This is a genomic window from Chitinophaga rhizosphaerae (assembly GCF_003958645.1).
GTDB classification, from domain to species: Bacteria; Bacteroidota; Bacteroidia; order Chitinophagales; family Chitinophagaceae; genus Chitinophaga; species Chitinophaga rhizosphaerae.
In genome coordinates, this window is the sequence record NZ_RXLO01000002.1 from 383,376 (window position 1) to 408,351 (window position 24,976).

21 protein-coding genes are annotated in these 24,976 nt (G+C 55.7%); 6 read left to right on the plus strand and 15 right to left on the minus strand.

The features are described from left to right. Positions 1-4 precede the first annotated feature (4 nt). The 4 genes from EJ361_RS05100 to purD form a co-directional block, all read right to left on the minus strand. Positions 5-514: a rod shape-determining protein MreD gene (locus EJ361_RS05100; RefSeq protein WP_126244277.1), complete on the minus strand. Its 510-nt coding sequence runs from the start codon at positions 512-514 to the stop codon at positions 5-7. Continuing rightward, positions 511-1,410, minus strand: a complete 900-nt coding sequence (mreC, locus tag EJ361_RS05105; protein ID WP_126244278.1) for a rod shape-determining protein MreC — start codon at positions 1,408-1,410, stop codon at positions 511-513. The genes EJ361_RS05100 and mreC overlap by 4 nt, the downstream gene beginning before the upstream one ends. Before the next feature lie 67 nt (positions 1,411-1,477). Beyond that, a complete protein-coding gene (locus EJ361_RS05110; RefSeq protein WP_126244279.1) occupies positions 1,478-2,500 on the minus strand; it encodes a rod shape-determining protein in 1,023 nt (340 codons plus the stop codon). Positions 2,501-2,656: 156 nt separating this feature from the next. After that, the gene (gene purD, locus EJ361_RS05115) at positions 2,657-3,934 is read right to left on the minus strand and encodes a phosphoribosylamine--glycine ligase (protein ID WP_126244280.1); all 1,278 of its coding nucleotides are present in this window, start codon (positions 3,932-3,934) and stop codon (positions 2,657-2,659) included. Between the two features lie 181 nt (positions 3,935-4,115). On the opposite strand from purD, the gene EJ361_RS05120 reads away from it, so the two are divergent. The 3 genes from EJ361_RS05120 to EJ361_RS05130 all read left to right on the plus strand — a co-directional run bounded on the left by EJ361_RS05120 (position 4,116) and on the right by EJ361_RS05130 (position 8,563). Further along, on the plus strand, positions 4,116-5,852 hold the full coding sequence (locus EJ361_RS05120) for a peptide MFS transporter (RefSeq protein ID WP_126244281.1): 1,737 nt from the start codon (positions 4,116-4,118) through the stop codon (positions 5,850-5,852). A gap of 106 nt (positions 5,853-5,958) precedes the next feature. Further along, entirely contained in the window at positions 5,959-8,025 is a 2,067-nt protein-coding gene (locus EJ361_RS05125; protein WP_126244282.1) for an OPT family oligopeptide transporter, read from the plus strand. A gap of 13 nt (positions 8,026-8,038) precedes the next feature. Continuing rightward, on the plus strand, positions 8,039-8,563 hold the full coding sequence (locus EJ361_RS05130) for a hypothetical protein (RefSeq protein ID WP_126244283.1): 525 nt from the start codon (positions 8,039-8,041) through the stop codon (positions 8,561-8,563). 66 nt (positions 8,564-8,629) lie between these two features. Here the strand turns inward: EJ361_RS05130 and EJ361_RS05135 are convergent, their stop codons facing one another. The 4 genes from EJ361_RS05135 to EJ361_RS05150 all read right to left on the minus strand — a co-directional run bounded on the left by EJ361_RS05135 (position 8,630) and on the right by EJ361_RS05150 (position 12,939). Further along, positions 8,630-9,547 (minus strand): S1C family serine protease, encoded by a 918-nt coding sequence (locus EJ361_RS05135; RefSeq protein ID WP_126244284.1) that lies wholly within the window; start codon positions 9,545-9,547, stop codon positions 8,630-8,632. Between the two features lie 89 nt (positions 9,548-9,636). Beyond that, positions 9,637-9,972 carry an L-rhamnose mutarotase gene (locus tag EJ361_RS05140; RefSeq protein ID WP_126244285.1) on the minus strand — a complete coding sequence of 112 codons (336 nt, stop codon included), beginning with the start codon at positions 9,970-9,972 and terminating at the stop codon, positions 9,637-9,639. Then, a complete protein-coding gene (locus EJ361_RS05145; RefSeq protein WP_240646550.1) occupies positions 9,969-11,222 on the minus strand; it encodes an aldo/keto reductase in 1,254 nt (417 codons plus the stop codon). The genes EJ361_RS05140 and EJ361_RS05145 overlap by 4 nt, the downstream gene beginning before the upstream one ends. A gap of 82 nt (positions 11,223-11,304) precedes the next feature. Further along, a complete protein-coding gene (locus EJ361_RS05150; protein ID WP_126244286.1) occupies positions 11,305-12,939 on the minus strand; it encodes an alpha-L-fucosidase in 1,635 nt (544 codons plus the stop codon). Positions 12,940-13,093: 154 nt separating this feature from the next. On the opposite strand from EJ361_RS05150, the gene EJ361_RS05155 reads away from it, so the two are divergent. Beyond that, positions 13,094-14,002 (plus strand): helix-turn-helix domain-containing protein, encoded by a 909-nt coding sequence (locus EJ361_RS05155; RefSeq protein WP_126244287.1) that lies wholly within the window; start codon positions 13,094-13,096, stop codon positions 14,000-14,002. A gap of 55 nt (positions 14,003-14,057) precedes the next feature. Next, positions 14,058-15,002, plus strand: coding sequence for a class A beta-lactamase (bla, locus tag EJ361_RS05160; RefSeq protein WP_126244288.1), 945 nt, complete (start codon positions 14,058-14,060; stop codon positions 15,000-15,002). A 68-nt stretch (positions 15,003-15,070) separates the two neighbouring features. Here bla and EJ361_RS05165 read toward each other — a convergent pair whose 3' ends face one another. From EJ361_RS05165 to EJ361_RS05195, 7 genes are all read right to left on the minus strand, one after another. Beyond that, positions 15,071-16,270: a DUF1501 domain-containing protein gene (locus tag EJ361_RS05165; protein ID WP_126244289.1), complete on the minus strand. Its 1,200-nt coding sequence runs from the start codon at positions 16,268-16,270 to the stop codon at positions 15,071-15,073. Between the two features lie 18 nt (positions 16,271-16,288). Further along, positions 16,289-17,734: a DUF1800 domain-containing protein gene (locus tag EJ361_RS05170; RefSeq protein WP_240646551.1), complete on the minus strand. Its 1,446-nt coding sequence runs from the start codon at positions 17,732-17,734 to the stop codon at positions 16,289-16,291. 97 nt (positions 17,735-17,831) lie between these two features. After that, the gene (locus EJ361_RS05175; RefSeq protein ID WP_126244290.1) at positions 17,832-18,908 is read right to left on the minus strand and encodes a ThiF family adenylyltransferase; all 1,077 of its coding nucleotides are present in this window, start codon (positions 18,906-18,908) and stop codon (positions 17,832-17,834) included. A gap of 39 nt (positions 18,909-18,947) precedes the next feature. Continuing rightward, complete coding sequence (locus EJ361_RS05180; RefSeq protein WP_126244291.1) at positions 18,948-20,006, minus strand: M48 family metallopeptidase; 1,059 nt, start codon at positions 20,004-20,006, stop codon at positions 18,948-18,950. Continuing rightward, positions 20,003-20,557, minus strand: a complete 555-nt coding sequence (locus EJ361_RS05185) for a GNAT family N-acetyltransferase (protein WP_164714091.1) — start codon at positions 20,555-20,557, stop codon at positions 20,003-20,005. The genes EJ361_RS05180 and EJ361_RS05185 overlap by 4 nt, the downstream gene beginning before the upstream one ends. Positions 20,558-20,642: 85 nt before the next feature. Beyond that, the gene (locus EJ361_RS05190) at positions 20,643-20,939 is read right to left on the minus strand and encodes a c-type cytochrome (protein ID WP_126244293.1); all 297 of its coding nucleotides are present in this window, start codon (positions 20,937-20,939) and stop codon (positions 20,643-20,645) included. Positions 20,940-20,990: 51 nt separating this feature from the next. After that, on the minus strand, positions 20,991-23,753 hold the full coding sequence (locus EJ361_RS05195) for a S8 family peptidase (protein ID WP_126244294.1): 2,763 nt from the start codon (positions 23,751-23,753) through the stop codon (positions 20,991-20,993). A gap of 352 nt (positions 23,754-24,105) precedes the next feature. Here EJ361_RS05195 and EJ361_RS05200 point away from each other — a divergent pair, with 352 nt between their 5' ends. Next, positions 24,106-24,933: a M57 family metalloprotease gene (locus tag EJ361_RS05200; RefSeq protein WP_126244295.1), complete on the plus strand. Its 828-nt coding sequence runs from the start codon at positions 24,106-24,108 to the stop codon at positions 24,931-24,933. Positions 24,934-24,976: the final 43 nt, after the last annotated feature.

Here is a 24,976-nt window from a genome sequence, read left to right on the forward strand (position 1 = left end):
CCCCTTATTTCCTGCTGAAAAACAACAGTTCGTAGATCAGGATCAGCAACAAACTGGCTGTGGTAGACAACAAGATCTTCGTCAACAGGTACAGGGGATCAGCAAAACTGAAAACGGACAAACAAAAATACGCGATGTGATGCAAAAGGACCATAACGGTCACATAAATCGCGAACTGGGAAATGCCCATCGTGGTAACGGAGGGCGTGCGCTGGGGGCCTTCGAAGCCGCCTTGCGGGCTGAGGATGTTGAGCACGAACGGGCGCAGGTAAGCGATGAACACGCAGGCCGCGGCGTGGATGCCCATGGAGTCGGAGAACATGTCGAGCGTGAGGCCGAGCAACAGGCCCAGGAACTGGAGCGCCGGGCGGGGGATGTTGAAAGGCAACAGCAGGACGAAGAGCATGTAAAGGTAAGGGTTCACCATCTGGTGCACGAGTATCCGGTCCAGCACCATTACCTGGAACAGGATCAGCAAAATGAATCGGATGATATTTCTTAACAGTATGCTCATTTCAACATTTTGCGTGTCGAATCTTCCAGCCGCTCCTGCTCGTCGCGCAGCAGGTTCTCGATGACGTACACGTATTGCAGGTTGTAAAAATTAGTGGCCAGTTTGAGGCGGATGGTAACCGAGGTACTCGCTTTCTCACCGATGTAAAAGGTGTCGATGTACCCGATATTCATGTTTTCGGGGAACACGGCCGAGAAGCCGCTCGTCACCACCGTATCGCCCTTATGCAGTTTGGCGCTGCGGGGCACGTCTTTCATCGTCACATACCCGCCGTCGTACCCGTCCCAATACACCGTTCCGATCTCGCCCGAATTTTTGAGGCGGGAACTGAAGCTGAAGGAAGAGGTGCTGCCGTTGGATTTGGTGAGCAGGGAAATGATGACGGCGTAGTTTTCCGAAGCCGTGCGCACCACGCCCACCACGCCGTTCGGCCCGATCACGCCCATGTTGGGGCGGATACCGTCTTTGGAACCGCGGTTGATGGTGATGAAGTTGACGGGCTTGTTAACGGAGTTGTTCACGACTTTGGCGCTGCGGTAGAGGAACTTGCGGACCTCCGTGCCGAGGAGCTTGCGGGCCGTATCGTTGGTAAATTTCCGGAGGGTGTCAAATTTCACCTGGGAAGCCGTATCCTTTTTCTCGAAGCTGGTAGGCAATTGCTGGAGCAGCGCGAGGTTTTCCGACACGAGGCTGTCGTTGGTGGATTTGAGGTGGAAATAATACTGGATATCGTTGTAGCGGGTGTACAGTTTGCCGGAGACGCCGTTGGCGGAATTGAGGTAAACGGTACGTTGGAAATTATTGGTCCGGAAAACGAAAACCAAGCAAATCACTTCCAGCAGCAAAAACAGAAAGAAGTTGAAGTACCGCCGTAAGAAAATGATCAGATTGCGCACTGGATACGAGTCTAAGGATTCCGGATATCATCCCGGCATGCCTGGGGCAAGCCGGGATGTGTTTTTTTTATTGCATCAGGAAAGGATACTTGCCGATATGTTTCAGGGCAATGCCGGTGCCTCTTACTACCGCGCGCAGCGGATCGTCTGCTACATGAACGGGCAGTTTGATCTTCTGGCTCAGGCGCTTGTCCAGCCCGCGCAACAGGGCGCCACCGCCGGTGAGGTAAAGGCCGCGGCGGTAAATGTCCGCTGCCAGCTCGGGCGGGGTGGTTTCCAATGCTTTCAGGATGGCTTCTTCGATCTTGAAGATCGATTTGTCCAGCGCTTCGGCTATTTCCTGGTAAGATACCATGATCTGTTTGGGGATACCGGTCACAAGGTCGCGACCGTTCACGGGGATGTCGTCCGGCGGATTGTCCAGCTCTTTCAGGGCAGACCCGATCTGGATCTTGATCTGCTCTGCCGTGCGCTCACCGATAAGCAGTGAGTGGTAACGGCGAAGGGCTTCCATGATGTCGGCCGTAAATTCGTCGCCCGCGATGCGGATAGACTGGTCGCACACGATCCCTGCGAGGGCGATCACGGAGATGCCGGTGGTACCGCCTCCGATGTCGATGATCATGTTACCGACCGGTTCTTCCACGTCTATACCGATACCGAGGGCCGCGGCCATCGGTTCGTGAATGAGATACACTTCCTTGGCGCCCGCCTGCTCCGCAGAGTCGCGCACCGCGCGTTTCTCCACTTCCGTGATGGACGACGGGATGCAGATCACCATCTTCCAGCTCGGGGCGAACAACGGCTTCTTGGGATAAACCATCTTGATCAGCTCGCGGAGCATCCCCTCTGCCGCATTAAAGTCTGCGATCACACCGTCTTTCAGCGGACGGATGGTGCGCAGGTACTCGTGCGTTTTTTCGTGCATCATCATTGCCTTTTTACCAACGGCAACGATCTTTCCACTGGCCCTTTCAATAGCCACGATGGAAGGTTCGTCTACCACCACCTGATCGTTATGAATGATCAGTGTATTGGCGGTACCGAGGTCAATTGCAATCTCCTGAGTTAAAAAGTTAAAGAAGCCCATTGTTTGATACGGTCAAAAATATTTGAATGCAAAAATGAATAATTCTAACGAATATACGATGCAATTATTGGATTATTCAAGAAGTTCAGCGGAAATAAATAAAAGAAATGCTATATGCATATTTTCGCTATCTGTGAACCCTGTACGACGAATTACTTAGCTGAATTCATACCCAATGTCGCGACGATAATACTTGCCCCCGAATGAAATGCTGTCGGCAGTCTCCCTGGAATGCGCCAATGCCTGCTGCAAATCGCTTGCCAAAGATGTGATGGCGAGCACGCGGCCGCCGTTGGTGAGTGTTTTTCCGCCATCGGCTTTCGAGCCGGCGTGGAAAACGATCTGATCGGCCGTGGGAGCGGGAATGCCGGTGATTTCCTTACCTTTTTCGTAGGCCTCGGGGTACCCTCCGCTCACAAGCATGATGGTAGCCGCGGCGCGCGGATCTTCGGTGATGGTCACTTTATCGAGCTGCCGGTGCTTTACGGCGGTGAAGAGGTCCAGCAGATCGTTCTGGAGCCTGGGCATTACGACCTCCGTTTCGGGGTCGCCCATGCGGCAGTTGTATTCGATAACGAAGGGGTCGCCCTCTACGTTGATCAATCCGAAGAAAATGAACCCGTGGTAAACGATGCCTTCTGCGGCCAGTCCGGCCACGGTAGGCCGTACCACGCGGTCTTCCACTTTCTTCATGAAAGCCGTGTCTGCAAATGGAACGGGCGAAATGGCGCCCATGCCGCCGGTGTTGAGGCCGGTGTCCCCTTCACCAATTCGTTTATAATCCTTGGCGGAAGGGAGCAATACGTAATGCTGGCCGTCGCTCAAAGCGAAGGCAGACATTTCGATGCCGGTGAGGAATGCTTCCACGACCACCTTTTTGCTGGCGTCTCCGAATTTGGCGGATTTGATCATCTCGGTGTATTCGGCGATGGCTTCTTCGTGGGTGGCTGCGATCACGACACCTTTGCCCAATGCGAGGCCGTCGGCCTTCAGCACAACGGGGAGGGTGTGAGCGGCGATATAGGCGAGGCCTTCTTCGAAGTTGGCTTCGCTGAATTCGCGATAGGCGGCGGTGGGGATGTTGTGGCGGAGCATGAACTCCTTGGCGAAGGCCTTGCTGCCTTCCAGCCGGGCTCCGGACCTGGAGGGGCCGATCACGGGAATGTGCTGCAGGGCGGGGTCTGCGCCGAAGAAATCGTAGATGCCCAATACCAGGGGCTCTTCGGAGCCGGGCAGGAGCAAATCGATCTGTTTATCGATGCAGAAGGCTTTGATGCCTTCGAAATCGGAGACGGAAAGGTTGACGTTTTCGCCATAGGCGGGCGTTCCCGCATTGCCGGGGGCGATGTAGAGCTTGGTGCATGCAGGACTTTGAGCCATCTTCCAGGCCAGGGCATGTTCCCGGCCACCGCTACCTAACAGTAAAATGTTCATAATGGATTGAGACGTAATATATGAGGAGATTCCCTGCGCTCCGGCGAAACCTTGCACGCGCGGAAATTTTTGCAAAGTAAGGTCAAAAAAACCGGTTTTTGGACGTGATAGTGCGAATTTCTTTATATTGCCTGATTAATTGAACTGTAACTGTATATTTTTTATTCAAAACTAACCATTTATGAATCCATCAGCTGTTGCGCTGGAGTCGGAGTCCCTGCAGAAGAAGGGTCATCCGAAGGGTCTTGGTGTGCTATTCGCTACCGAGATGTGGGAACGATTTAACTTCTACGGAATGCGGGCCCTGCTTTCGCTGTTCCTCGTAAATGCACTGGCTTTCTCTGATGCGGACGCCTCTATTATTTACGGCGGCTTCCTCGGCCTGAGCTATCTCACGCCCATGCTAGGCGGATACATCTCCGACCGCTTCCTCGGCAACCGCAATTGCATCCTTCTCGGCGGCCTCATCATGTCTATCGGCCAGTTGCTGCTGTTCTTCAGCGGCTGGATGTTCGAAGGCAACGTAGACTCCGCCCGCGGCATCATGTGGCTCGGCCTCTTCGTGATCATCATCGGCAACGGCTTCTTCAAACCCAACATCTCCTCCATGGTAGGCCAGCTCTATCCGAAGGGAGACTCCCGGCTGGATTCCGCTTTCACCATCTTTTACATGGGAATCAACGTGGGCGCGTTCCTCGGTATGACCATCTGCCCGCTCCTGGGAGACGTTACCATCAACGAAGGAGAGCGCACCATCCAGGTGGCTTCCGCCTTCAAATGGGGCTTCCTCGCCGCCGGCGCAGCCATGTTCCTCGGCACCGTTCTTTTCTTTTACCTGAAAGATAAATATGTGATTACGCCCGACGGTAAAGCCGTGGGCGCCAAACCGAAATTCACGAACCAGGCCGTTCAGGCCGGCGGCGAAGCGGAAAAAGCACACTTCACCTCCAAAGCCATCGGCATCGCCGGGGCCTTGCTCGTCATCCTCTTCTTCGCGATCCACTACCTTTCCCTCGATCCTAACGTAACTGTCCAGAATCCCATCAAGGTATGGGTATACCCGTTCATTTACGCTGCAGGCATCAGCCTGGCGGTATTGATCATGACAGACAAGTCCATCACCAAAATCGAGCGCGACCGTATCCTCGTACTCTACGCCGTGGCTTTCTTCGTGATCTTCTTCTGGGCTTGTTTCGAACAGGCGGGCTCTTCGCTCACCTTCATCGCCAGCTACCAGACAGACCGTCGCCTTTTCGGATGGGAAATGCCGGCCAGCTTCGTGCAAAACGCCAATTCCGCGTTCATCATCATATTCGCCTTTCCGATGAGCTTCCTCTGGTCTTGGCTGCAAACGCGCAAACTGGAGCCTATCTCCCCTGTAAAACAGGCCATCGGCCTCGCTTTGCTTGCCCTCGGCTCCCTGATCATCGGGCTTTCCGTAAAAGGACTCGGGCAAACCGAGAAACTGGCGGTGATCTGGCTCATCGTGATGTACCTGTTCCACACCATCGGCGAGCTGTGCCTGTCTCCCATCGGTCTATCCCTCGTGTCGAAACTGGCTCCGCTCCGCTTCTCGAGCCTGCTGATGGGCGTTTGGTTCATCGGTAACGCATCCGGCTACGCGCTGGCGGGCACCCTCGGCACCCTGCTCCCTCCTACCGGCAACAAGTTCCAGGACGCGGCCAAGGCCGGGATCGACCTGCAGGGCATCCTCGACAAAACCATCACGCCCACAGTGGAGCAGCTTTCCCAGCTGAAATCGCTCAACATCTCTGCGCATTACCCCCAGTTCCTGGGCTTTACCATCCATAACCTGTATGAATTTTTCATGGTGATGGTGATCCTCCCCGGCGCTGCTTCCCTGCTCCTTTTCCTGATCTCCGGGATCCTGAAAAAAGGAATGCACGGCGTTCGCTAATAAAATACCGTCGACAGACGTTTATATCCTTTCAGAAGGAGCAGGCATTTCCCCTGCTCCTTTTTTACTTATATTTAGGCCAAAACTGATATATATCTAACTGCTTATGTCGTCGAAATTCAAACCTTTCGTTGCCCCCGAAGTTAAAATGAAGGAGCTGACGCTCAAGTCGATACTCCTCGGATGCCTGGCCGGCATCATCTTCGGCGCCGCCACCGTTTACCTGGCTTTAAAGGCCGGTCTCACCGTATCGGCCTCTATCCCCATTGCGGTGATCGCCATTACTTTGGGCCGGAAGTTCTTCAAAACCACCATCCTGGAGAACAATATCATCCAGACCACCGGTTCCGCGGGCGAGTCCATCGCGGCGGGCGTGGTGTTCACTTTGCCGGGGTTCCTTTTCCTTTCCGCGGGCGAAATGGGCATCAGCAGCGGCGAAAAATACTTCGATTACCTGACCATCCTCGTACTGGCCATTTTCGGCGGGCTGCTGGGCACGTTGATGATGATCCCCCTGCGGCGGTCCCTCATCGTGAAGGAGCACGAAACCCTTCCCTACCCGGAAGGCACGGCCTGCGCGTCTGTACTGAAGGCAGGGGAAAAGGGCGGCACCTTTGCCAAAACGGCCTTCATCGGGCTGGGCGTGGCCTTGCTGTACGCCATGCTGCAAAAAGTGCTGCACGTGATCGCCGAAACGCCGGCCTACATGACCAAACAGGCCAATAAAATCTTCCCATCCGCCAAGCTTTCCGGAGAAATCACTCCTGAATATCTCGGCGTAGGCTATATCATCGGCCCCAAGATCGGCGGCGTACTCGTGGCAGGCGGCGTGCTGGCCTGGCTGTGCCTCATCCCCCTGCTGGCATCCCTCATTCCGGGAGACATTGTTGCCGCACAGCTCGTGAAACTCGGTATGCTGGCCAATCTCCAGACTCCTGGCGGCCCCGGCGCTTGGGACCCCGCGGCGCATTCGTTCAACGACTGGTCGTCCGCCATTTACCAGGCATATGTGAAGCAAATCGGCGCGGGAGCCGTTGCGGCAGGTGGTTTCATCACCCTGCTCAAAACCATCCCCACCATTATCTCCTCGTTCAAGGACAGCCTCGGCTCCCTGAAGGAAAAAGGCGCCACCGGCCAAGTTCCCCGTACCGAAAAAGACCTTTCCTTTAAATATGTGATCATCGGCAGCATCGTTTTGATCCTCCTCATGGCGCTTTTACCGCAGCTCCCAGGCGAGTCTATCCTCAATAAACTGCTGGTTGGCCTGCTGGTCGTGATTTTCGGCGCATTCTTCGTGACCGTGAGCTCCCGCATCGTAGGGCTCATCGGCAGCAGCAACAATCCCATTTCCGGGATGACGATCGCCACCATCATGGGCACCTGCCTCATTTTCATCGCCGTGGGCTGGACGGGCAAGATCTATGAGCCCATGGCCCTCGTCGTTGGCGGCATGATCTGTATCGCAGCGGCCAATGCCGGCGCTACTTCGCAGGATTTGAAAACCGGCTACATCGTGGGTGCCACGCCGCGCAACCAGCAGATCGCCCTGTTCGTTGGCGCGATCGTTTCGTCGCTGGTAATCGGCTGGACCGTCCACTACCTCGATACGCCCACCAAAGCCATGATGGACCAGGGCATTACCCACGCCATCGGCTCCCCCACTTATGCAGCGCCGCAGGCTACGCTGATGGCGACCCTTATTAAAGGTATCCTTGGCGGCGACCTCGACTGGCAGTTCGTGCTCGTGGGCGTATTCATCGCCATTACGTTGGAACTTTGCGGGGTAAAATCCCTGTCGTTCGCTGTGGGCGCTTATCTCCCATTGTCTACCACCCTTCCCATCTTCATCGGCGGCGCGATCCGCGGACTGGTTGACTGGAAGCAGAAGCGTTCCGGCGTGCAGCTTTCGGCCGAAGAGGAAGAACTGGGCAAAGGCAACCTCTTCGCCACAGGCCTTGTGGCCGGAGGCGCAGTGTCCGGGGTGATCGTTGCCATACTTTCGGTGAACGATGGCATATCCGCCACGCTCGCGAAAGTGAGCGCGCATGAAGGGCTCGAGCGGGCGCTCGGTGCAGGCGGCTACCAGTTGCTGGGCGTACTGTTCTTCGCCGCGATGGGGTATATGCTGTATCGTATCGGCCGTCAGAAACAGGTTTCTATTGATAAACTCTAAAATACCCGATCCTATGTCTTATTCCACCAATACCCTCGCCCTGCTCGGCATCCTGCTTTTCGGCGCAGGTTGCAGCAGCGATAAAGATGTGGAGCCCGAGCGCAGGTTCATCTCGTTCCAGATGAACGGAAAAGTCATGCTTTCCGAACAGCGGAACATGGTGTATTATGCGCCCGGCGACAAGTCTGACACCGACCCTACGAACGATAAAGCCCAGATGCTCATCCAGGGCTACACTTACGACAAAGATGCGGTGCTGATCCACATCATGGGAGACGACGTGGTGATTAAGCCCGGCGTTTACACCAACAACCAGCCCGGCAACGCATTCACGATCGAGAAATTCCCGACGATGGAATTCATCCGGGCCGACGAAACCACCGGCAACTGGCGCGTCACGATCCACCAGGTGAAAGACAACCTGGTGATCGGGGAATTCAGCGGAACGGCGGTATCTATGGACCAGGGAACGATCCACCAACTGACGCGCGGCTACTTCAAACTGAAATGCCAGACGAACGGGCCGGCCATCCATTAATCCGCATATCAGATTTTCATGATAAACAATCCCCCATCGTTTTGCATCGATGGGGGATTTCCATTTTCAGGCAACGCGCTCCGATGGCGTGATCCGCAGCTCCACCAGCCGGTTTTGCCGGATCAGCCGGATAAACTGGAACTGCCCGATCTTGTCGCGGTCCAGCAGACGGAAAAGCACGTCAGCCGTTTCCACCGGCTGGTCGTTGAACGACACTACGATGTCTCCGTCTGCCACACCGGCCTTGTTGGCCGGCCCGTCCCGTTCCACCCCCGTCACGAAGAGGCCGGATTTATTTTTCAGTTCCAGTCCGCTTCTCAGTTTGGGTACCAGGTTCACCTGTTGCAACATCATCCCGAGGTATGCTCTCGACACCTTTCCGCTTTTCATCAGTTCCGCCGCGATCAAACGCGCCGTATCGATGCTGATGGCGAAGCAAAGCCCCTGCGCACCACGGATCATCGCGGTATTGACGCCGACCACTTCGCCGCGGTAATTGATAAGCGGGCCGCCGGAATTGCCGGGATTGAGGGCCGCATCCGTCTGGATGAGCCCGTCGATCGAACGGCCGTTCTCACCGCTGAGCGAGCGCCCGAGGGCACTGACCACACCCGTGGTTACCGTATGCTGGAAACCCATGGGGTTGCCGATCGCGATCACCAGCTGACCGATCTGAAGGTCCGATGCGGCACCCAGTTGCGCCGGCTGGAAGTCGAAGGCGTTCGATTTCAGTATGGCGATGTCGGTATCGGGGTCTTCCCCAGCCAGCGTGGCAGGGTACACCGAACCGTCGTGCAGCATCACATTGAAATAACTTCCCTTATGCACCACATGGGAATTGGTGAAGAGATAACCGTCGGACGAAAAGAAGAATCCCGATCCCGTACCGGTCACTTGCCTGTTGGCATCCAGCCGTTCTATTTTCACGACTGATCTGCCGGCGGCTTCCACCGCCTGATGGATGATCTGGGAAAATGCATCCATAAAACCTCCTTGTTTAGGGTTTCATCCCTTCCAAAAACAAGCCACATCGAAATCCGGCCAATTTGACAGCGAATTCGAATGCAGGAAGGTCATAACTGGTAAATCCGGTCCATAGACACCCATTTTTCGTTGCCGCTGGCCCAGGGGAGGGGCTGCTGGTACTTCCACATGAGCCGTTCCCAATCCTGCACGCGCGGATTGGCGGCGTCGCGGGCGGCTTTATCCTCGTTGCGGAAATCGTCTTCCGTTTCCATGATCATGAACAGGCGGTTGCCGGTGCGGTAGATTTGCATCTCCAGGATTCCGGCGTCGAGGATGCTTTTGCGTATTTCGGGCCAACCGTTTTCGGCTTTATGCCAATGTTCGTATTCGGCGATGAGGGCCGGATCGTTTTTCAGATCGAGGGCGAAGCAATGTCTTTTCATATATCAGGTGCGTAAAGATGGGTTTCCGCAAAATGTTCATCGATCAGGTTTTCCGCCGCCATTCTTTCCCAGAATGCGGCGGGAATGCTGGTTTTCAGGATATCGACCTGGCTGGCCGCACGGTAATCGGCCGTCATGTTCAGCGCGATGGAACGTACTCCCGGCGCGCTTTTCGCGAAAGCGACGCAGGCGGCCGCCGGAAGGATGCCGAATTCCCGGCAAACGGTGTGCATCTTTTCGCGCCAGCGGTACAACTCCGGATGGGTATGCGGCGACACCCCGCGGTAGTTATAAAAATCCTGTCCTGTTAAAAAACCGCCGTTGAAAACGGCCGCATTGACGATGGGAATCCCCTGCGCATCGAGCTGCCGCATAAATGCCACGAGCTCCGCCGGATGATGATGCATCGTGAAGCTATTGGCGATCATCACCCAATCCATTTCCACCACTTCGCAAATCGCCCTCACCACCGTCCAGTCTTTCGACCCGATCCCTACGCCGGTAACGCTTCCTTCCCGCTGCAGGTCTTTCAGCGCCACGTAGGCAGACAGCACGTCTTCGAACCGCTGCTTACGGTCGGCCGGAGAAACCGCCGCCGCGAGGTATTCGTCTGGATCGTGGACAGACACCCAGCCCGCCCGGTACCCGTTCAGCAGGGCGTTTCCCTGTTCGTAGCAGGCCATTATCCCGTCGTAGCTGATCCGCTGCACGGCATCGTGCTGTAAGTCTTTCCAGACGCCGGGCTCGAAAGATGGCTCTTTTCCCTTCAAGGCGGTCCGGTACCAGCCGAGCTTGTTGCTGATAACGACTTCCCCGGGACGGACATCCTGTTTCCGCAGCCCTTCGCCCAGCGTTTCCAATGCCAGGCCCGCGCCGTACTTGCCGGCCGTATCAAAAACCAGCGGGCCCGGGGCCATACGAACGCATTCCTCCACAATTCGCCATTTCGTTTCGGAAGGCCACGCTTCGTAAAGGTTCCCCAGGCCGCTGGTGCCGAAGATCAGCTCCGGCATTCGACATTTCTCCTTGCTTATCATACAAACTTCTTCATGCTTATCATACAAACAATGCAGGGTAGCCGCGGAACAGTAGTCCGGGTTTTGTTTTAACGCCGGCGCATACCGGTCGGTTTCCGTTTGCGGAATGGGCCAGAATTGATATTTACCTTCATATTTCAGTTTGAAGTTCGGCGCGAGCGGTTCGGCGACGCAGCCGTTCAGCTGCTGCGTGGCGATGCCCCTGCGGCGCACATGTGAAAAGTATTCCCTTCCGGCCTGCAACGGACCGGTTAAACCAGATTGTATATTTCCGACTTGATGATGGTAGAAACGTTTACACCACGGCCCCTTCGATCTTCAGCGCAAAAGCTTCCTTTCCCGGCGCCTGTGCGGGCAACTGAACTTCAAGCCCGCGTTCGCTTTGGCCGAATACCAATTCGGCATCATGACCCAAAAGTTTCACGGAAGAAACTTTCCCTTTGCCCGCAAGACTTTTGACGAGCGTCTTGCCTCCTTCCGGCCAGCCCAGCAAAATGGCGTAGAGCGTACTCCCTTTTTTGGTGAAGCGGATATCTTCCGCTGTAAAAGGTTTTCCTTTCCCTTCATTAAAATTCGCCGCAGCAATGGATGCGGCTGCTTCGGTAGCGGGCCCCTCGCCGAAAACCATCCACGGCCGGGTGCCATAGATCGCTTCACCATTTACCCGCATCCATGCGCCGATCGCTTCTACGATGGCCCGTTCCTGCTCGTCGATCGTGCCGTTTCCACGCACGGGCACGCTGAGCATGAGGTTCCCGTTCTTGCTCACCACATCGGCCAGGGTATGGATCACGGTTTTGGCGGATTTATACCCCTTTTTATCATAAGTACGCCGGTCGTAGTGCCAGTCGCCGATGCATGTATCCGTTTGCCAGGGCAGCGGTTCAATGACATTGCTCTGCCCCTTCTCCAGATCCCACACCAGGCATTTCCGCTGTTCCTCGTTGAGGATTTTTCCGGTGAGTACCGCTTCCAGCTTGCCGTTCTTTTTGATGCTGCTATTATAAAGATGCGCGGCGATGCGCAAGCCGACATCACTGACCGGCCACAGCGGGAGCACCGTATCGTCGAAATAAACGAGATCGGGATCGTAGTTGTCGATGAGCGCCCGGGTACGTTTGAAGAATTTTTCGCAATAAGCTTTCGAAGGAATGGATGCGCCGTCTTTCCATTCCCACTTCTGTTGATTATAGCCGCCGGGTTTGCTCAGGGGGTGATTCTGGACGTATAGCTCCTGCGGGTCCAGTCCATCCCACCAGGTGCCCTTTCCCTGTGCGGCGGTAAGATGCCCGTCGTACGGCACGCCGGCGAGGGGGCCCTTCTTATCGGACTGTTGTGCGGATTCGTACCAGGTCCAGGCGTGGGAAGCATGCACGCTCACGCCGAACGGGAGCCCGTGTTCCCGCGCAGCGGCGGCCCATCCGCCAACGATGTCTTTGTGAGGGCCAACGCGCGTGGAATTCCATTTGTGGTATTTATTGGGGAAAAGATCGAGATTATCGTGGTGATTGGCCATGGCCACGAAAAACTTCGCGCCAGCGCCTTTATACAGACCTACCAGTTCGGAGGGGTCCCATTTGTCCGCTTTCCATTGGCGGATGACGTCTTTGAACCCAAACTTCGAAGGATGCCCGTATTTTTCGCAATGGTACTTGTACGCCTCCCCGCCTTCAAAATACATGTTCCGGGCATACCAGTCGCCGAACTCCGGCTCGCATTGCGGGCCCCAGTGCGCCCAAAGCCCGAATTTAGCATCGCGGTACCATTCGGGGACAACGTAGTTGGAAAGCGAATCCCAGGTAGGCTGGAAAGGCTGGGCCGATTCGGGGGATAAAAGCCCGGAGAAGCCCGCCGCACGGCCGACAGCACCGGAAAGCAATAGCGATGGAATACCGGCGAGCGCGCCCTTGACCAATGTCCTTCTTTTCATAACTGTTCGATACTTGGATAACGTGAATGAGTAACGATCCAAACTTACAACCGATCCTCCCCCGAAAACTTGCCCCAAACGGACTTTTTTTTGTATAAATCCGACCTTTTGCTAATTTTTTAATCCTACTTTAGCAGCGATAAGCCGCACCGTTATGATCCAACGAAAATTCCAGCATACTTTTACCTTATTGAATGTAGACCGCGTACAACTCGATACCCGGTGGAATTACCAGCACGTCATCAGCCCCTATTACCGGATCTATTATATCCACGACGGCGATGGCTCCCTGTCGGGTGCAGGAGGAACGGTGACGCTGGAGCCCGGGTTCCTGTACATCATCCCCAGCTTTACACTGTGTAATATGCGGTGCGACAGCCATCTCGACCAGTACTTCGTCCAGTTTTTCGAGGATTCGACAGACGGGATTTCCCTTTTCGCGCAGCAGCGCAGCATTTTGAAAGTGGCGGCAACGGAAATGGATGGATTATTGTTCAACCGACTGCTGGAAATCAATCCCGGCCGGGGCATCAACCGGTCCGACAATCCGAAAGTGTATGAGAAAGACGTGTATTACCGGGAGTACCAGGAATTGAACAACCTCCAGAACATAGCGGTGTCCATGGAAACGCAGGGCATTCTGTGGCAACTGACGGCCAGGTTCCTCTCCCTACACGCTACAGACCGGCATTCCGCAACGCCCATCCCGGTAAAACTCGCCGAAACGCTGGACTATATCGCCCTTCACCTGCATGCGGAACTGACGGTCAATTTCCTCGCATCCCGCGTGAACCTGCATCCGGATTATTTTTCCCGGCAGTTCAAGGCGTTTACCGGCACCCGCCCCCTGAACCATATCCACGAAAAACGGATCGAACGGGCGCAATACTTAATGGCCACCACCCGGCTGAGTTACGCCGAAATAAGCGCCCAGCTGGGATTTGGAGACATTTCCCACTTCTCGAAAGCCTTTCGGAAATCGACCGGCATGGCGCCGAGAGACTACCGGAAACAGCTATTCCTCGTAGGTTTCCAACATCCCCCGAAAAATAATTCAGAATAGCCGCGCGCTGGGTTTCCGATTGCCGTAAATTGCATTCCTAAACCCATCTCCTCCCATGCGTTCTTATATCATTTCCGCCACCATCATCACCCTCATGGCCTCCTGCGCCGGTAACCCGAAACAGCCTGCGGCAGACAGTCTCGCCGTATCCGGCACCTCCACGTCGCCCAACACCGATTCCCTGCGCCTGCAAATCTCCGCCATCGCCGCGGAAGCAAAAGGCGTAGTAGGTGTTTCGATCCAAAATTTTGCTACCGGAGACACGCTCACGCTCAACGACACCGCGCGCCTCCCCATGCAAAGCACTTTCAAGTTCCCCATCGCCATGACCGTCCTCAAACAGGTAGACGAAGGTAAACTCACGCTCGAACAAAAGCTGCCCGTTACGCCCGACGACCTGTTCGAAACCTACAGCCCGCTGCAGGACAGCTTTCCGAAAGGCACGAAAGATAAAACCATCGCCAACCTTATTTACCTCATGGTAGCCCAAAGCGACAACATCGCCTGCGACGTGCTCATCCGGAAAGTTGGCGGCTGCAAGGTGATCAATGATTACGTGCATAGCCTCGGCGTAAAGAATATCGAGATCGTGATGACGGAAGAGGAAATGAATGGCCCGGGCACGGGGTTTGATCTGCAGTTCAAGAACTGGGCGCAGGCATCCGCCTACTCCCAATTGCTGGACATCCTCCGCAAAGGCACGGCACTTTCCAAACCCAGCAACGATTTCCTCATGAATACGATGCTCGCCACCACTACCGGCAAAAACCGCCTGCCCGGCCTGTTACCCGCCGGCACACCGGTTGCGCACAAGACGGGATCGGGCAGCACGAAAGACGGTATCGTTTCCGCCACCAACGACGCCGGCATCATCACCCTTCCCAACGGCCAACAGCTGGCGGTTTCCGTGTTCGTTTCCATGAGCGCGGCAGACGAAGCCACCCGCGACGCCGTGATCGCAAAAATCGCGAAGGCGGCGTACGATCATTATTCCAAATAATTGTTTTGCATACAATGAAGGCCTCCCGCAGATGCAGGAGGCCTTTTCTTTTTTGGGTTTATACGCGGTTAGATGAAGGATAAATGCTCGTAGGATTTTTGCAGGATGGCGGCATCGTCTGCCCCCAGCCATTTCTTCAGCAGCGTGGCGTACACCGATTTGAAATCGACCCTGAATTGCAGATCGCCGTCTTTCAGCTCGGTGAGATTGGGCCCGTCGTTAAGGATACCTTTCTCCTTCAGGCCACCACCCACGAGGAACATATTGTTCGCCGTCCCGTGATCGGTGCCGCCGCTGGCGTTTTGCGCCACGCGCCTTCCGAATTCGCTGAATGTCATAACCAGTACGTCGTTGAACCGGTGGTTCTTTTTCAGATCGGCCACAAACGGCGCCAGGGCGTCGCTGAGTTGTGAAAACAGCCGCTGCTGCTGATTCTGCTGGCCAACGTGCGTATCGAAACTGCCATGAGAAACGTAATACACGCTCGTATTGATATCTGTCATGATCAGCTCCGCGATCGTTTTCATGTTTTTCCCCAGCTCGGTGTTCGGATAACTTTCCTTGCTTTTGTACGTTTTGAACTGCTGCTGGATATAACCGGCGGATGAAATGGTTTCCGCCATGGTTTTGTAGAGGTAATCGACGTTATGATGCTCGTCGTCATGCTGCTGTTTGGCCAGCAGATCGCGGAAATAGCGGTCGTTGCTGGCGCCGTACAGTCTTTGCGGATCGGTGAGCGCCAGCCCCTTCACGTCATTGCCTTTCAGCGCCAGGCTGAGGGTGTCGTCTATTTCGAGGGCTTGCGTGGGCTTGTCGCAGCCTTTGCATTGCGCGTCGAGGAAACGGCCGAGCCAGCCCGTGCCCCAGTAATCCCTGGAATCGCTGGCGCTTTGCCAGATGTCCATACTGCGGAAGTGGGAACGGTCGGGATTGGGATAGCCTACGTTGTTGAGGACGCCCAGCGATCCGTCGTCGTACAGGCTTTTGAAGGTTTTGAGGGCGGGATGGATGCCCAGCTCGTCGTTCAGGGCGAGCGCATCGTTTTTCCGGATGCCCAGTTGCGGGCGGAGCTTGTAGTAAATATCGTTGCGGTAAGGGATGACGGTATTGAGCCCGTCGTTGCCGCCGGAGAGCTGTACCACTACCAGGACTTTATTGCCCGGGGGCACGAAATTCCCCTGTTCCATGGCTTTGAGGAATTTGGGAAGCATGAGGCTGGCCGATGCCAGGGAACCCACTTGTAAAAAACGCCGTCTGTGTATTAGCATGTTACGATCCGTTTCTTGTTAACACATTTGGTACTCCGGCGTGCTCATCACGTCGATCGTTACCGTTTTGATGTAATTTTCCCGCGAGGAGGCATCGGAATATTTTTCCAGCAGTGCCCGGTCGATGCCTTTGCTCCGTACCAGCAGCGATTGCGCGATGGATTCGGCGAGTGCTTCCCGCTTCACGTCCCTGAACCCGTCGAGGTACGGCTGCCAGTCTACCTGGGCATTCACGCGGCGGGCGTACTGTTTTTTCAGCAGTTCGTTTACCTGCATCGTCATTTTGTAATTCTGGCCTTCCCCCATTTCGGGAGTGATTTCTTTCGGGCGGATGTTTAATTCCTGCGAATACAAAATGATCTGCGGCACGCGGAGGCGGAACATGAGGCTGGAGCTGTCTATCCAGTTCCGCCCGCCCGGCCATCCGGCCACGTTCGGCGGATAGAAAAGCGTTTGCCCCAGTACCCGCTGGAACACCAGCATGGCTTCTTCCTGTTCGAAGCGCATGGGCACCGCGCGGCGAAGCCCCACGATGAGCTCTACCGGTGATTTGATCCTGCTTCCCACGATGCTGTCGTCGTAAAACCAGTCGGCCATGAAAATATGCTCCATGAGCGCGCGCAGGTCGTACCCGCTGCGGTAAAATTTCTCTGCCAGTTCCCGCTCATGCGCTTCGTTGCCGTTTTCGTGAACGAAGTAGCGGTATATTTTTCCGGAGATGAATGTTGCGGTCTGTTTTTGTTCGAGAAGGATGTTGATGACGTCGTCCCCATTATAATTGCCCGTTTTCCCGAGGATGGTTTTGGGTCCGTCGTCGTGCAGTTTTTTCCGGAACTGGAATTCGCCCATATCGTTGTATCCCCATCCGGTGAATGCCCTGGCGGCTTCTTTCACGTCTTTCTCCGTGTAATGGCCGCGGCCGAGGGTGAAAAGTTCCATCACTTCCCGCGCGAAATTCTCGTTGGGCCTTTGTTTGCGGTTTTGCTGGTTGTTGAGGAAGCCCAGCATGGCGGGAGATTTGGACACTTCGCTGAGGAGCGTCCCGAAATTCCCCAGGCCGTGGCGCCGGATGGTGTCGAGCAATTGCTGGTTAAAAAGGACGTTCTGGGTCCTGCAGGCGAAATGCCCGTGCCAGAACAGCGCCATTTTTTCCCGCAGCGGATGATCGCTGGTGATCATGGCGTGCGACCATAAAACGTTGAGATCCTTAATGCCGTCTGTATTGAGGCGTTGTACCATTTTGCGCTCTTCCGCGCCCATGTTGCGCTGGCGCCGGTAATCGGGGAGATCGGTTTCGTCTACCACGCGGATGGGCGACGGGGCATCTGAGGGGCCGAGGATGATCTTACGCACCACTTCTTTCCGCCGCTTTTTCATCCAGGACCTGATCTCGGGAAGGCCTTCGCCGAAGCCGGCCCTCCAGCCCAGGTGCTGCATTTGAGTCTGTAATGGAACAACTGGCATAATCGGGAAAATTTAGAGTAAGACGGGCAAGCAACGGTCAAAGTTTAACCGGCAACGCCGCAAACGCTAAAAATTTCTCAAATACCGTTCCACCCTGTCAATAACGGGCCATGGAGGTGTCGATTTCACAGGCCCAGGCATGGATGCCGCCCGTCACGTTGTACACGTCCCGGAACCCGGCCTGCAGCAGCAGTTCGGCCGAAGCGCGGCTCCGCATCCCGTGGTGGCAGATCATCGCCACCGGCGTTTCCCGCGGGAGGTTCGACAAAGATGCCGCCACCCGCCGCAGCGGAATGTGCACCGCCCCTTCGATATGACAGTATTCCCATTCGTCGCGTTCGCGAACGTCTATCAATTGAAAATCACGGCCTTCGTCCAGCCAATCCTTCAATTCCTGTACGGAAAGGAGCTGGAGCGTACGGGCATCGCAAACGGAATTGCCGTAGCTTTCCTCCAATGCGGTAATATCATGATTGCCGGGTTGCGGCTGGAAAGTAAAGACCTGGTGCGTATTATCGAGTAGTTGAATGGTGAGCAACTGGTTGGCGAGCGGCTCCCCGATGCCGGTGAGCACTTTCACCGCTTCCGAAGCCTGGTAGCAACCGATGATGCCAGGCAAAACGCCCAGCACGCCCACGTCGTTGCAATCGGGCGCGTTCCCCGGCTCGGGGAAAAGACAACGGTAGGTGCCACTGCCATTGTGGTTCAGTACGCTCACCTGCCCTTCGTACTGGAAAATGGAACCGTATACGAAAGGTTTCCGGAGGATGACGCAGGTATCGTTGATGAGGTAGCGCGTCCCGAAATTATCGGAACAATCCACCACCAGGTCGTATTGCGCAACGATGTCGAGCGCGTTGGCGGTGCTGAGATATTGCGGGTGAGGGGTGAAAACGGTGTCGGGACTGAGGGCGCGCAACCTGCTGATAGCCGCGCCGATCTTCGGTTTCCCTTCATCTGCGGTGGTATAGATCACCTGTCGCTGGAGATTGGTGACCGAAACGGTATCTTCCTCCGCGATCCCGATCCGACCCACGCCCATGGCGGTGAGATACTGCAATACCGGCACGCCGAGGCCGCCGGCGCCCACTACCAGCACGGATGCGTTGCGCAGCATGTCCTGCTTCTCCGTGCCGAAGCCTTCCAGTCTGATCTGTCTGTCGTAGCGATTCATTTTCCCTCCGTTTTTCTCCCTTAAATTTCGTGATTTTTTCTATTTCAAACCAGCCCTGATCTGATCCCACGTCGCTTTCAGCGGAGCGGGAACGGCGGGTTCGGGGGTAGTCAGCTTTTCCTGCACGTATTCCGCCCGGCGTTCCAGGTCGGGATGCGAGCTGAGCCATTCGGAAGGAGCGCTTCCGCCGCCCTGGCCGAGCGTTTTGAACAGGAGCACGAAGCCATTGCCGGGGATGTCCTGGTTTTTGAGCATGCTCAGGCCGTTTAAGTCGGCTTCCTTTTCGAGGCGGCGGGAATACTCCAGGTCCTTCAGCGAGCTGGCGTTTTCCACCAGCACGGCGCCGATGCCCGTAACGTCACCGAAAATGAGGCTCATGGCGGTGAAGGTGCCGAGGCTCTGCATGAGCGAGCGGGTGGTATGGCGGAGGTTGACGTGCGAGCTTTCATGCGCCAGCAGCGCCGCCAGCTCCTCGGGTTGCTGCATGCGCCTGAGCAGGCCGCTGTATACCACGATGTGGCCGCCGGGAACTGCGAAGGCGTTCGTTTCATCGAAATCCACCACCGTAATTTGAATGGGATAGGGTGATTTCACGCCCATCTGTTTGTAAAATTTATTGACCTGTTCGGTTTGTTTCGGCAGGATTTTATATTCGGCGATGAGCGATTTATATGCTTCCTCCCCCATCGATACTTCGTATTCCACCGGCAGCGCGTTGGCCGCCTTTCCGGCGAGCCACGGCACGATCCATACGAACGCGGCTACGATCAGTCCCAGGATGATGAGCCCTGTGGTGAAAAAGGTGACCCAGGCCGTGGGGAAATTCCGGCGTTTCTTTTTCATCTGTACATCCACTTCGGCAGCGAATTCTCCGTTGGGGACGAGAAGCGTTTGAAGGGGAAGGCCGGTGTGATGGAGCACGCAGCCGCCGGGGCGCTCTTCGCCCCGTACCACGTTTTCCCAATACCAGTGCACAATGCGCGGGTTGCCGTGGGCGTCTTTCAAATGGATTTCGATACGTTTGTTCGTAACTGTGATGTCTGCACCCTGGATATGGTCGGGCGTTTCATAGGAGTAATAACCCTGAAAAGTTTTCATCGGTCTTGTATGGGTTTGATACGTTTGCTCATGACCACCAGGTCTACCGGCGAACCATCCGGCTGGATGATACCGCCGGGGATGCGGCCATGTTCCGTAAAATTGAAATTCCGGTACAGCTGGATGGCCCGTTCGTTATTGGCCAGCACTTCGAAATGGACCACGGCGATGCGGGGATGCCCTTCCGCCCATCGGATGGCCGATGTCAGCAACCGCCGCCCGATGCCCATGTTCCAGTATTTATGCAACACCGCGATGCCCAGCAGCGCCATATGGTGCTGCTTGCGCGTGCGGCCCTGGTTGAGGCTCACCATCCCGGCGATCTCCCCTTCCACATCGGCCACCAGGAACAGGTTGTTCGGATTATCGATGTAAGCACGGATAAACGCCTCCTCCTTCGCCAGGTTGTACTGCAGGGATTCTTCGTGCGTGTACAACAGGAAATCCGTTTCCCGGGTAACCGTTTGAAAGGTAGTCAAACAAGCTTGCGCATCCATGACCTGGGGAGGCCGGATGATCAGTTGTTTGCCATTGGGAAGGAAGTGTCGCATTCCCGCAAATATAAGGTACCGGTCTGGCTTCCGGGCATAAAAAAGGCGGCTTTCCGGCCGCCGGTCCATTACGTACGGAGAGGGATCAGGATGCTTTCGCGTGCTTGGTAACGAACGCAACAACGGCCGATTTCTGCTCGTCGTTCAGTTTCGCCTTCCTGGCCATCTTGTCCATGATGCCGGGCCATTTTTCGGCGGTCTTCGTTTCAGGAAGCTTGTAGTTATGGCATTTCGCGCATTTCTCGCGGAAGATCGCCTTTCCATGGGAATCCTCGTATTTGGCGAACGCGGCGTTCACCTTCTCGGTATTCTTGGGGTTGAGGCCACCGGCGCATCCCCATAACACAACGGTGATGAGTGATAACTGGATGAGTGTTTTCATAATTTGCATGTTTGACCTGTTGACAAGTTAAGTATTTTTTTCTGTAACGGATCAACGCACTTTCACGAAGCGCGTGCCGAACTGCCGTTTCCCGTTTTCATAAACGCCGATCCAGTAATTGCCGGCCGGGAGCCCGATGAGGGGAATTTCCTGCTGGAGGCTTTCCATCCGCAGGCTTTTCCGTACCCGGCCCTGCATGTCTGTCACTACGATCTGCTGCCCGCGCAACCCTTTCGCCAGGAGCCTTATCCATTCGCCCGCGGGGTTCGGGAAAAGGAGGTATTCATCGGCGCCGGTATGCGCCACGGGCACCGCGTCTGTTAAAATCAGGCGGCCGTTCGCCAGCTCCAGTTCCGCATAATAATATGTGATCCCCTGGGGCGGCCGTTCATCCGTTGCCGCATATACGAAACCATTCCCCGGCGTTGTGCTCCCCAACAACATCCCCTGCCTGAACCAGCGGATGTTCCGCAAGCCAACCGGCGTCCCCAGCTCCAGTTGCAATTGCACGGCCCCGGAAGCATCCAGATCGGCCGTAAAATTGCGGACGTAGCAACCGGGCGCATTAGCGGAAAAGCGGTGCGCGGGACTGCGGGGGCCTTCCTGCTGCGCAATGGCGCTAACGGCTACAATGCCCGAAACAACCGTAGACGTACGGAAAGCGAACGTTGTATCCGCCGTTTCGCTTAACAACCGGTATGCGTCGTTTTCCAGCGCATAAACCCGGTAGCGGAAAGCGCCCGACGCTGCCGCCCACCAAACCAGCGCGCTGTCTTTGCAGATGAAACCGGTTGCGGGCCGGAGGCGTGGCGCTACAAGGAATTGCGGGCCTGTAAACGATTTCCCGGCAACATCCATCCGCAATTGCATGGGCCCGAACGCCGGAGGTGTTTCCCATTTCGCCTGGCCTTCATTCACATCCTGTACGTCAGTCAGCGGCTGCCAGTTGCCCGATTCGCCCTGCTGGTAAAAAATTTTCCCGGGGCCGCTGATGTTCGTGCTCCAGCGCAACGTAGCGGCTACTCCTGCATCGAGCGTTTCGCCGGTGGCCGGCGCATCCCATTCGAAATATCCGTCGGGTATCCATTGCCAGGCCAGGGCGAAGGTTTGCGAACCACTCACATTGCGGCCCTGAACGTGGACAGTCAATCCGCCGGCAGCAGATCGTGCCAGTACCTGCTCGGTATTATTGAGGCTGTCGCGGCCGGGAATCGCGGCGCGGGTAAGACTGTCCTTATGCGGAAACGTCGAAAGCGTCCAGGGATCGAATCGGTTTCCGGACGCGTCCGTCAGCCACAGGTCGAGGTCGTTGGCGAGCGCGCGGACGCTGTTGGCCGGCGCCTCCCTATCAGTGTACCGCATCGTCACGCGGAGTGTTCCCGTTCCGGCTGGAACGGGCATCTGGAAGGTATTCCCCTGCCCCACGATCCCCGTGGCGTAGCTGTGGTCAAGGATCGTTCTCGCCGCGGCGTGCGCGTCCACCGCACCGAATCCAGTAATAAAATCAGGGCCCGGCGTGCCCAGGTCTTTGGCGGAATTGATCAGTATGGCGGCCAGGAGCGCAGCGGAAGGCGCTGCGCCCGATTGCAGCCGGAATTGTTCCTGCAGCAGCAACCCGATCCCCGACACGAGCGCCGCCGCATCCGAGGTACCGCCTTCGCCATAAGCCACCAGTTCCGGCTTTATGCGTCCGTCGAAAGCGGGGCCCCTGCTGCTGCGGGGGGTGGTGATATTATTCCCGTCCGTGGCACCGACCACCAATATGTTTTTCGCCTGTTTGAAACTGCCGCTCAGGTTGGCGAAACCCGTCAAACCGGAATAAATACCTTCTGCGGGTGCATCCGTGCCAATATTCCCAGATGAAAAAACGTGCAGGAAAGTATCGAGTTCCCGGACCTGCGCATCATACGCCACCGCTTCCAGACCGTAGTAATTTTCGATGCCGGTGCCGTATGAATGGTTCTGGGCATGGATTTGGAGGTTGGAGAAAATTGCGGCATCGTCCGGCAGCAGGCGCGAAAAATCCGAGGAAGCGATCATGGCGCGGGGTGCGACTCCGAGTCCGCCAGGGCCACTGTTGCCATTCCCGGCGATGAGTGTGGCCATGAGGGTGGCATGCGTTTCCGTGCGCGCAGGTTCGCTGACATGGCGGATATGCCGGGGATGGAGATCGATATCGAGCGTATCGTACAATGTTTCCTTCAAAGAAATCCGCATGCCGTTACCGCGAAGGCCCGGCATTTCGGCATGGAGCGCGTTGACGCGGTTAATGGAAAGATCGGCATTCGCGGATGCGGATTCCGAATGCGGACGGCGGGGAACGTCGGCCAGCCGGAGCCGGGGATCGGCGGAGAGTGCGGGCCAGTCTTTCACGGCGATCCTGATCTCGTATACGTTGGCGGCGGGTTGCCCCAGGACGCGCGCCGTTCCGGCTGCATCAGCAATAAGGGTGATACTGTCATTTTCATGCAAGGCATAAATCCGTTCGATCAACTTCGTTGAGGCTTTCCAGTTATAATTCGATTGCCATGACACGACCGTTGAATCGGGGAACAGTTTCCGGACGATGTGGTACCTGGGATGGAGGGATTTTATCCATCCCCAAGCATCCAGCACCGACTGTTCCGGAACGTTAGGAAACCTGACGAGAAAAAATCCGTCTTCCGATGTTCCCCGCCGGTCGGATGCAGTCATCGCAGTACCTGTAGCGTACCGTTGCACGATACGGCTTTCCTGCGCGTGTAGCCGCAAATGCAATATAGCGGCCATTATGGCAACGAGCGATAAAATCCGGGAAACATAGCGGGCGGACATATATCTAATCTATAATTTTTTTTCTGCGTGAAAAAAAATACCTATTATTGGAAAATCGAAAAGCCCAGATCTGAACGAAGAGCATAGTAAGCGCAATCTGTATTAACCGAATCTTAACGAGCACATTTATTCCGTTAAACGCTACGTCCTCCGTATTTTATTGAACATCTAAAAAAACCTGTATAGAGAGCATTCCTAACAGCATATTGTAAACGTGCCGGCACCATTTGCGTGCGTACCATTGCATTGTTGATAGCCCGATGAAAGGGAGCCCGGTTTCCGGACAGGCCTTTCCATGCTCCATTTAACGATATTCATTTTTAATTCCAAAATCTACAAAATCTTAACTTCCATGAGAAAGAACACCATTGCAGCCCTGCTACTGGGCGCCACGTTTGCCTTCATTGTTTATGCCTGTAAGAAAGATGGGGCAACCCAGCAAAAGGACACAGCGCCCGTTCCGCAAGATGTGATTGCCAAAATCAAGGCCCTAGGCTTTTCTTCGTCCGGCGTTCGCGCTGCGGAAGGCGGATGGCTGGTGGAAGGCGATATCCTGCTGACCGCCGAAAACCTCAGCGAGGCTTCCACTTCGGCCAATCTGCGCATCGCCGAAACGGAACAGTACCGAACGAATAACCTGGTAAAAAGCCTGCCCCGCCAGATCACCGTTAAAGTGATGAATCTGGGCCCTGCCTTCGTTTCCGGCGCCGATCTTGCTATTGCCCGCTACAATGCACAAAACCTGCAGCTCACTTTCCGCCGGATCACCAGCGGCAAGGCAGACATTACCATCAAAGGTTTCTACCAGGGCCCCAGCGGTGGCTTCATCACGCTCGGCTCCGCTGGTTTCCCCACCCGTAACGGCAATCCGTACAGCACCATTTCCATGAACACGCACGAACAAGCTTATGGCGCCAATCCCAATGTAGACTACGTGGGCTCTGTAATCCAGCACGAAATGGGCCACTGCATCGGCTTCCGCCACACCGACTATATGGATCGCGCATTCAGTTGCGGAGCCAGCGGAGCAGGCAACGAAGGCGCCTCCAATGTAGGGGCCGTACACATCCCCGGTACGCCCACCGGCCCCGACGCCGCATCCTGGATGCTCGCCTGTTCCAACGGCGGCAATCGCACTTTCAATGCCAACGACATCGTTGCGCTCAATTACCTGTACTGATCCTTACCGCATAAAAAAAAGCGCACGGAATGTATCCGTGCGC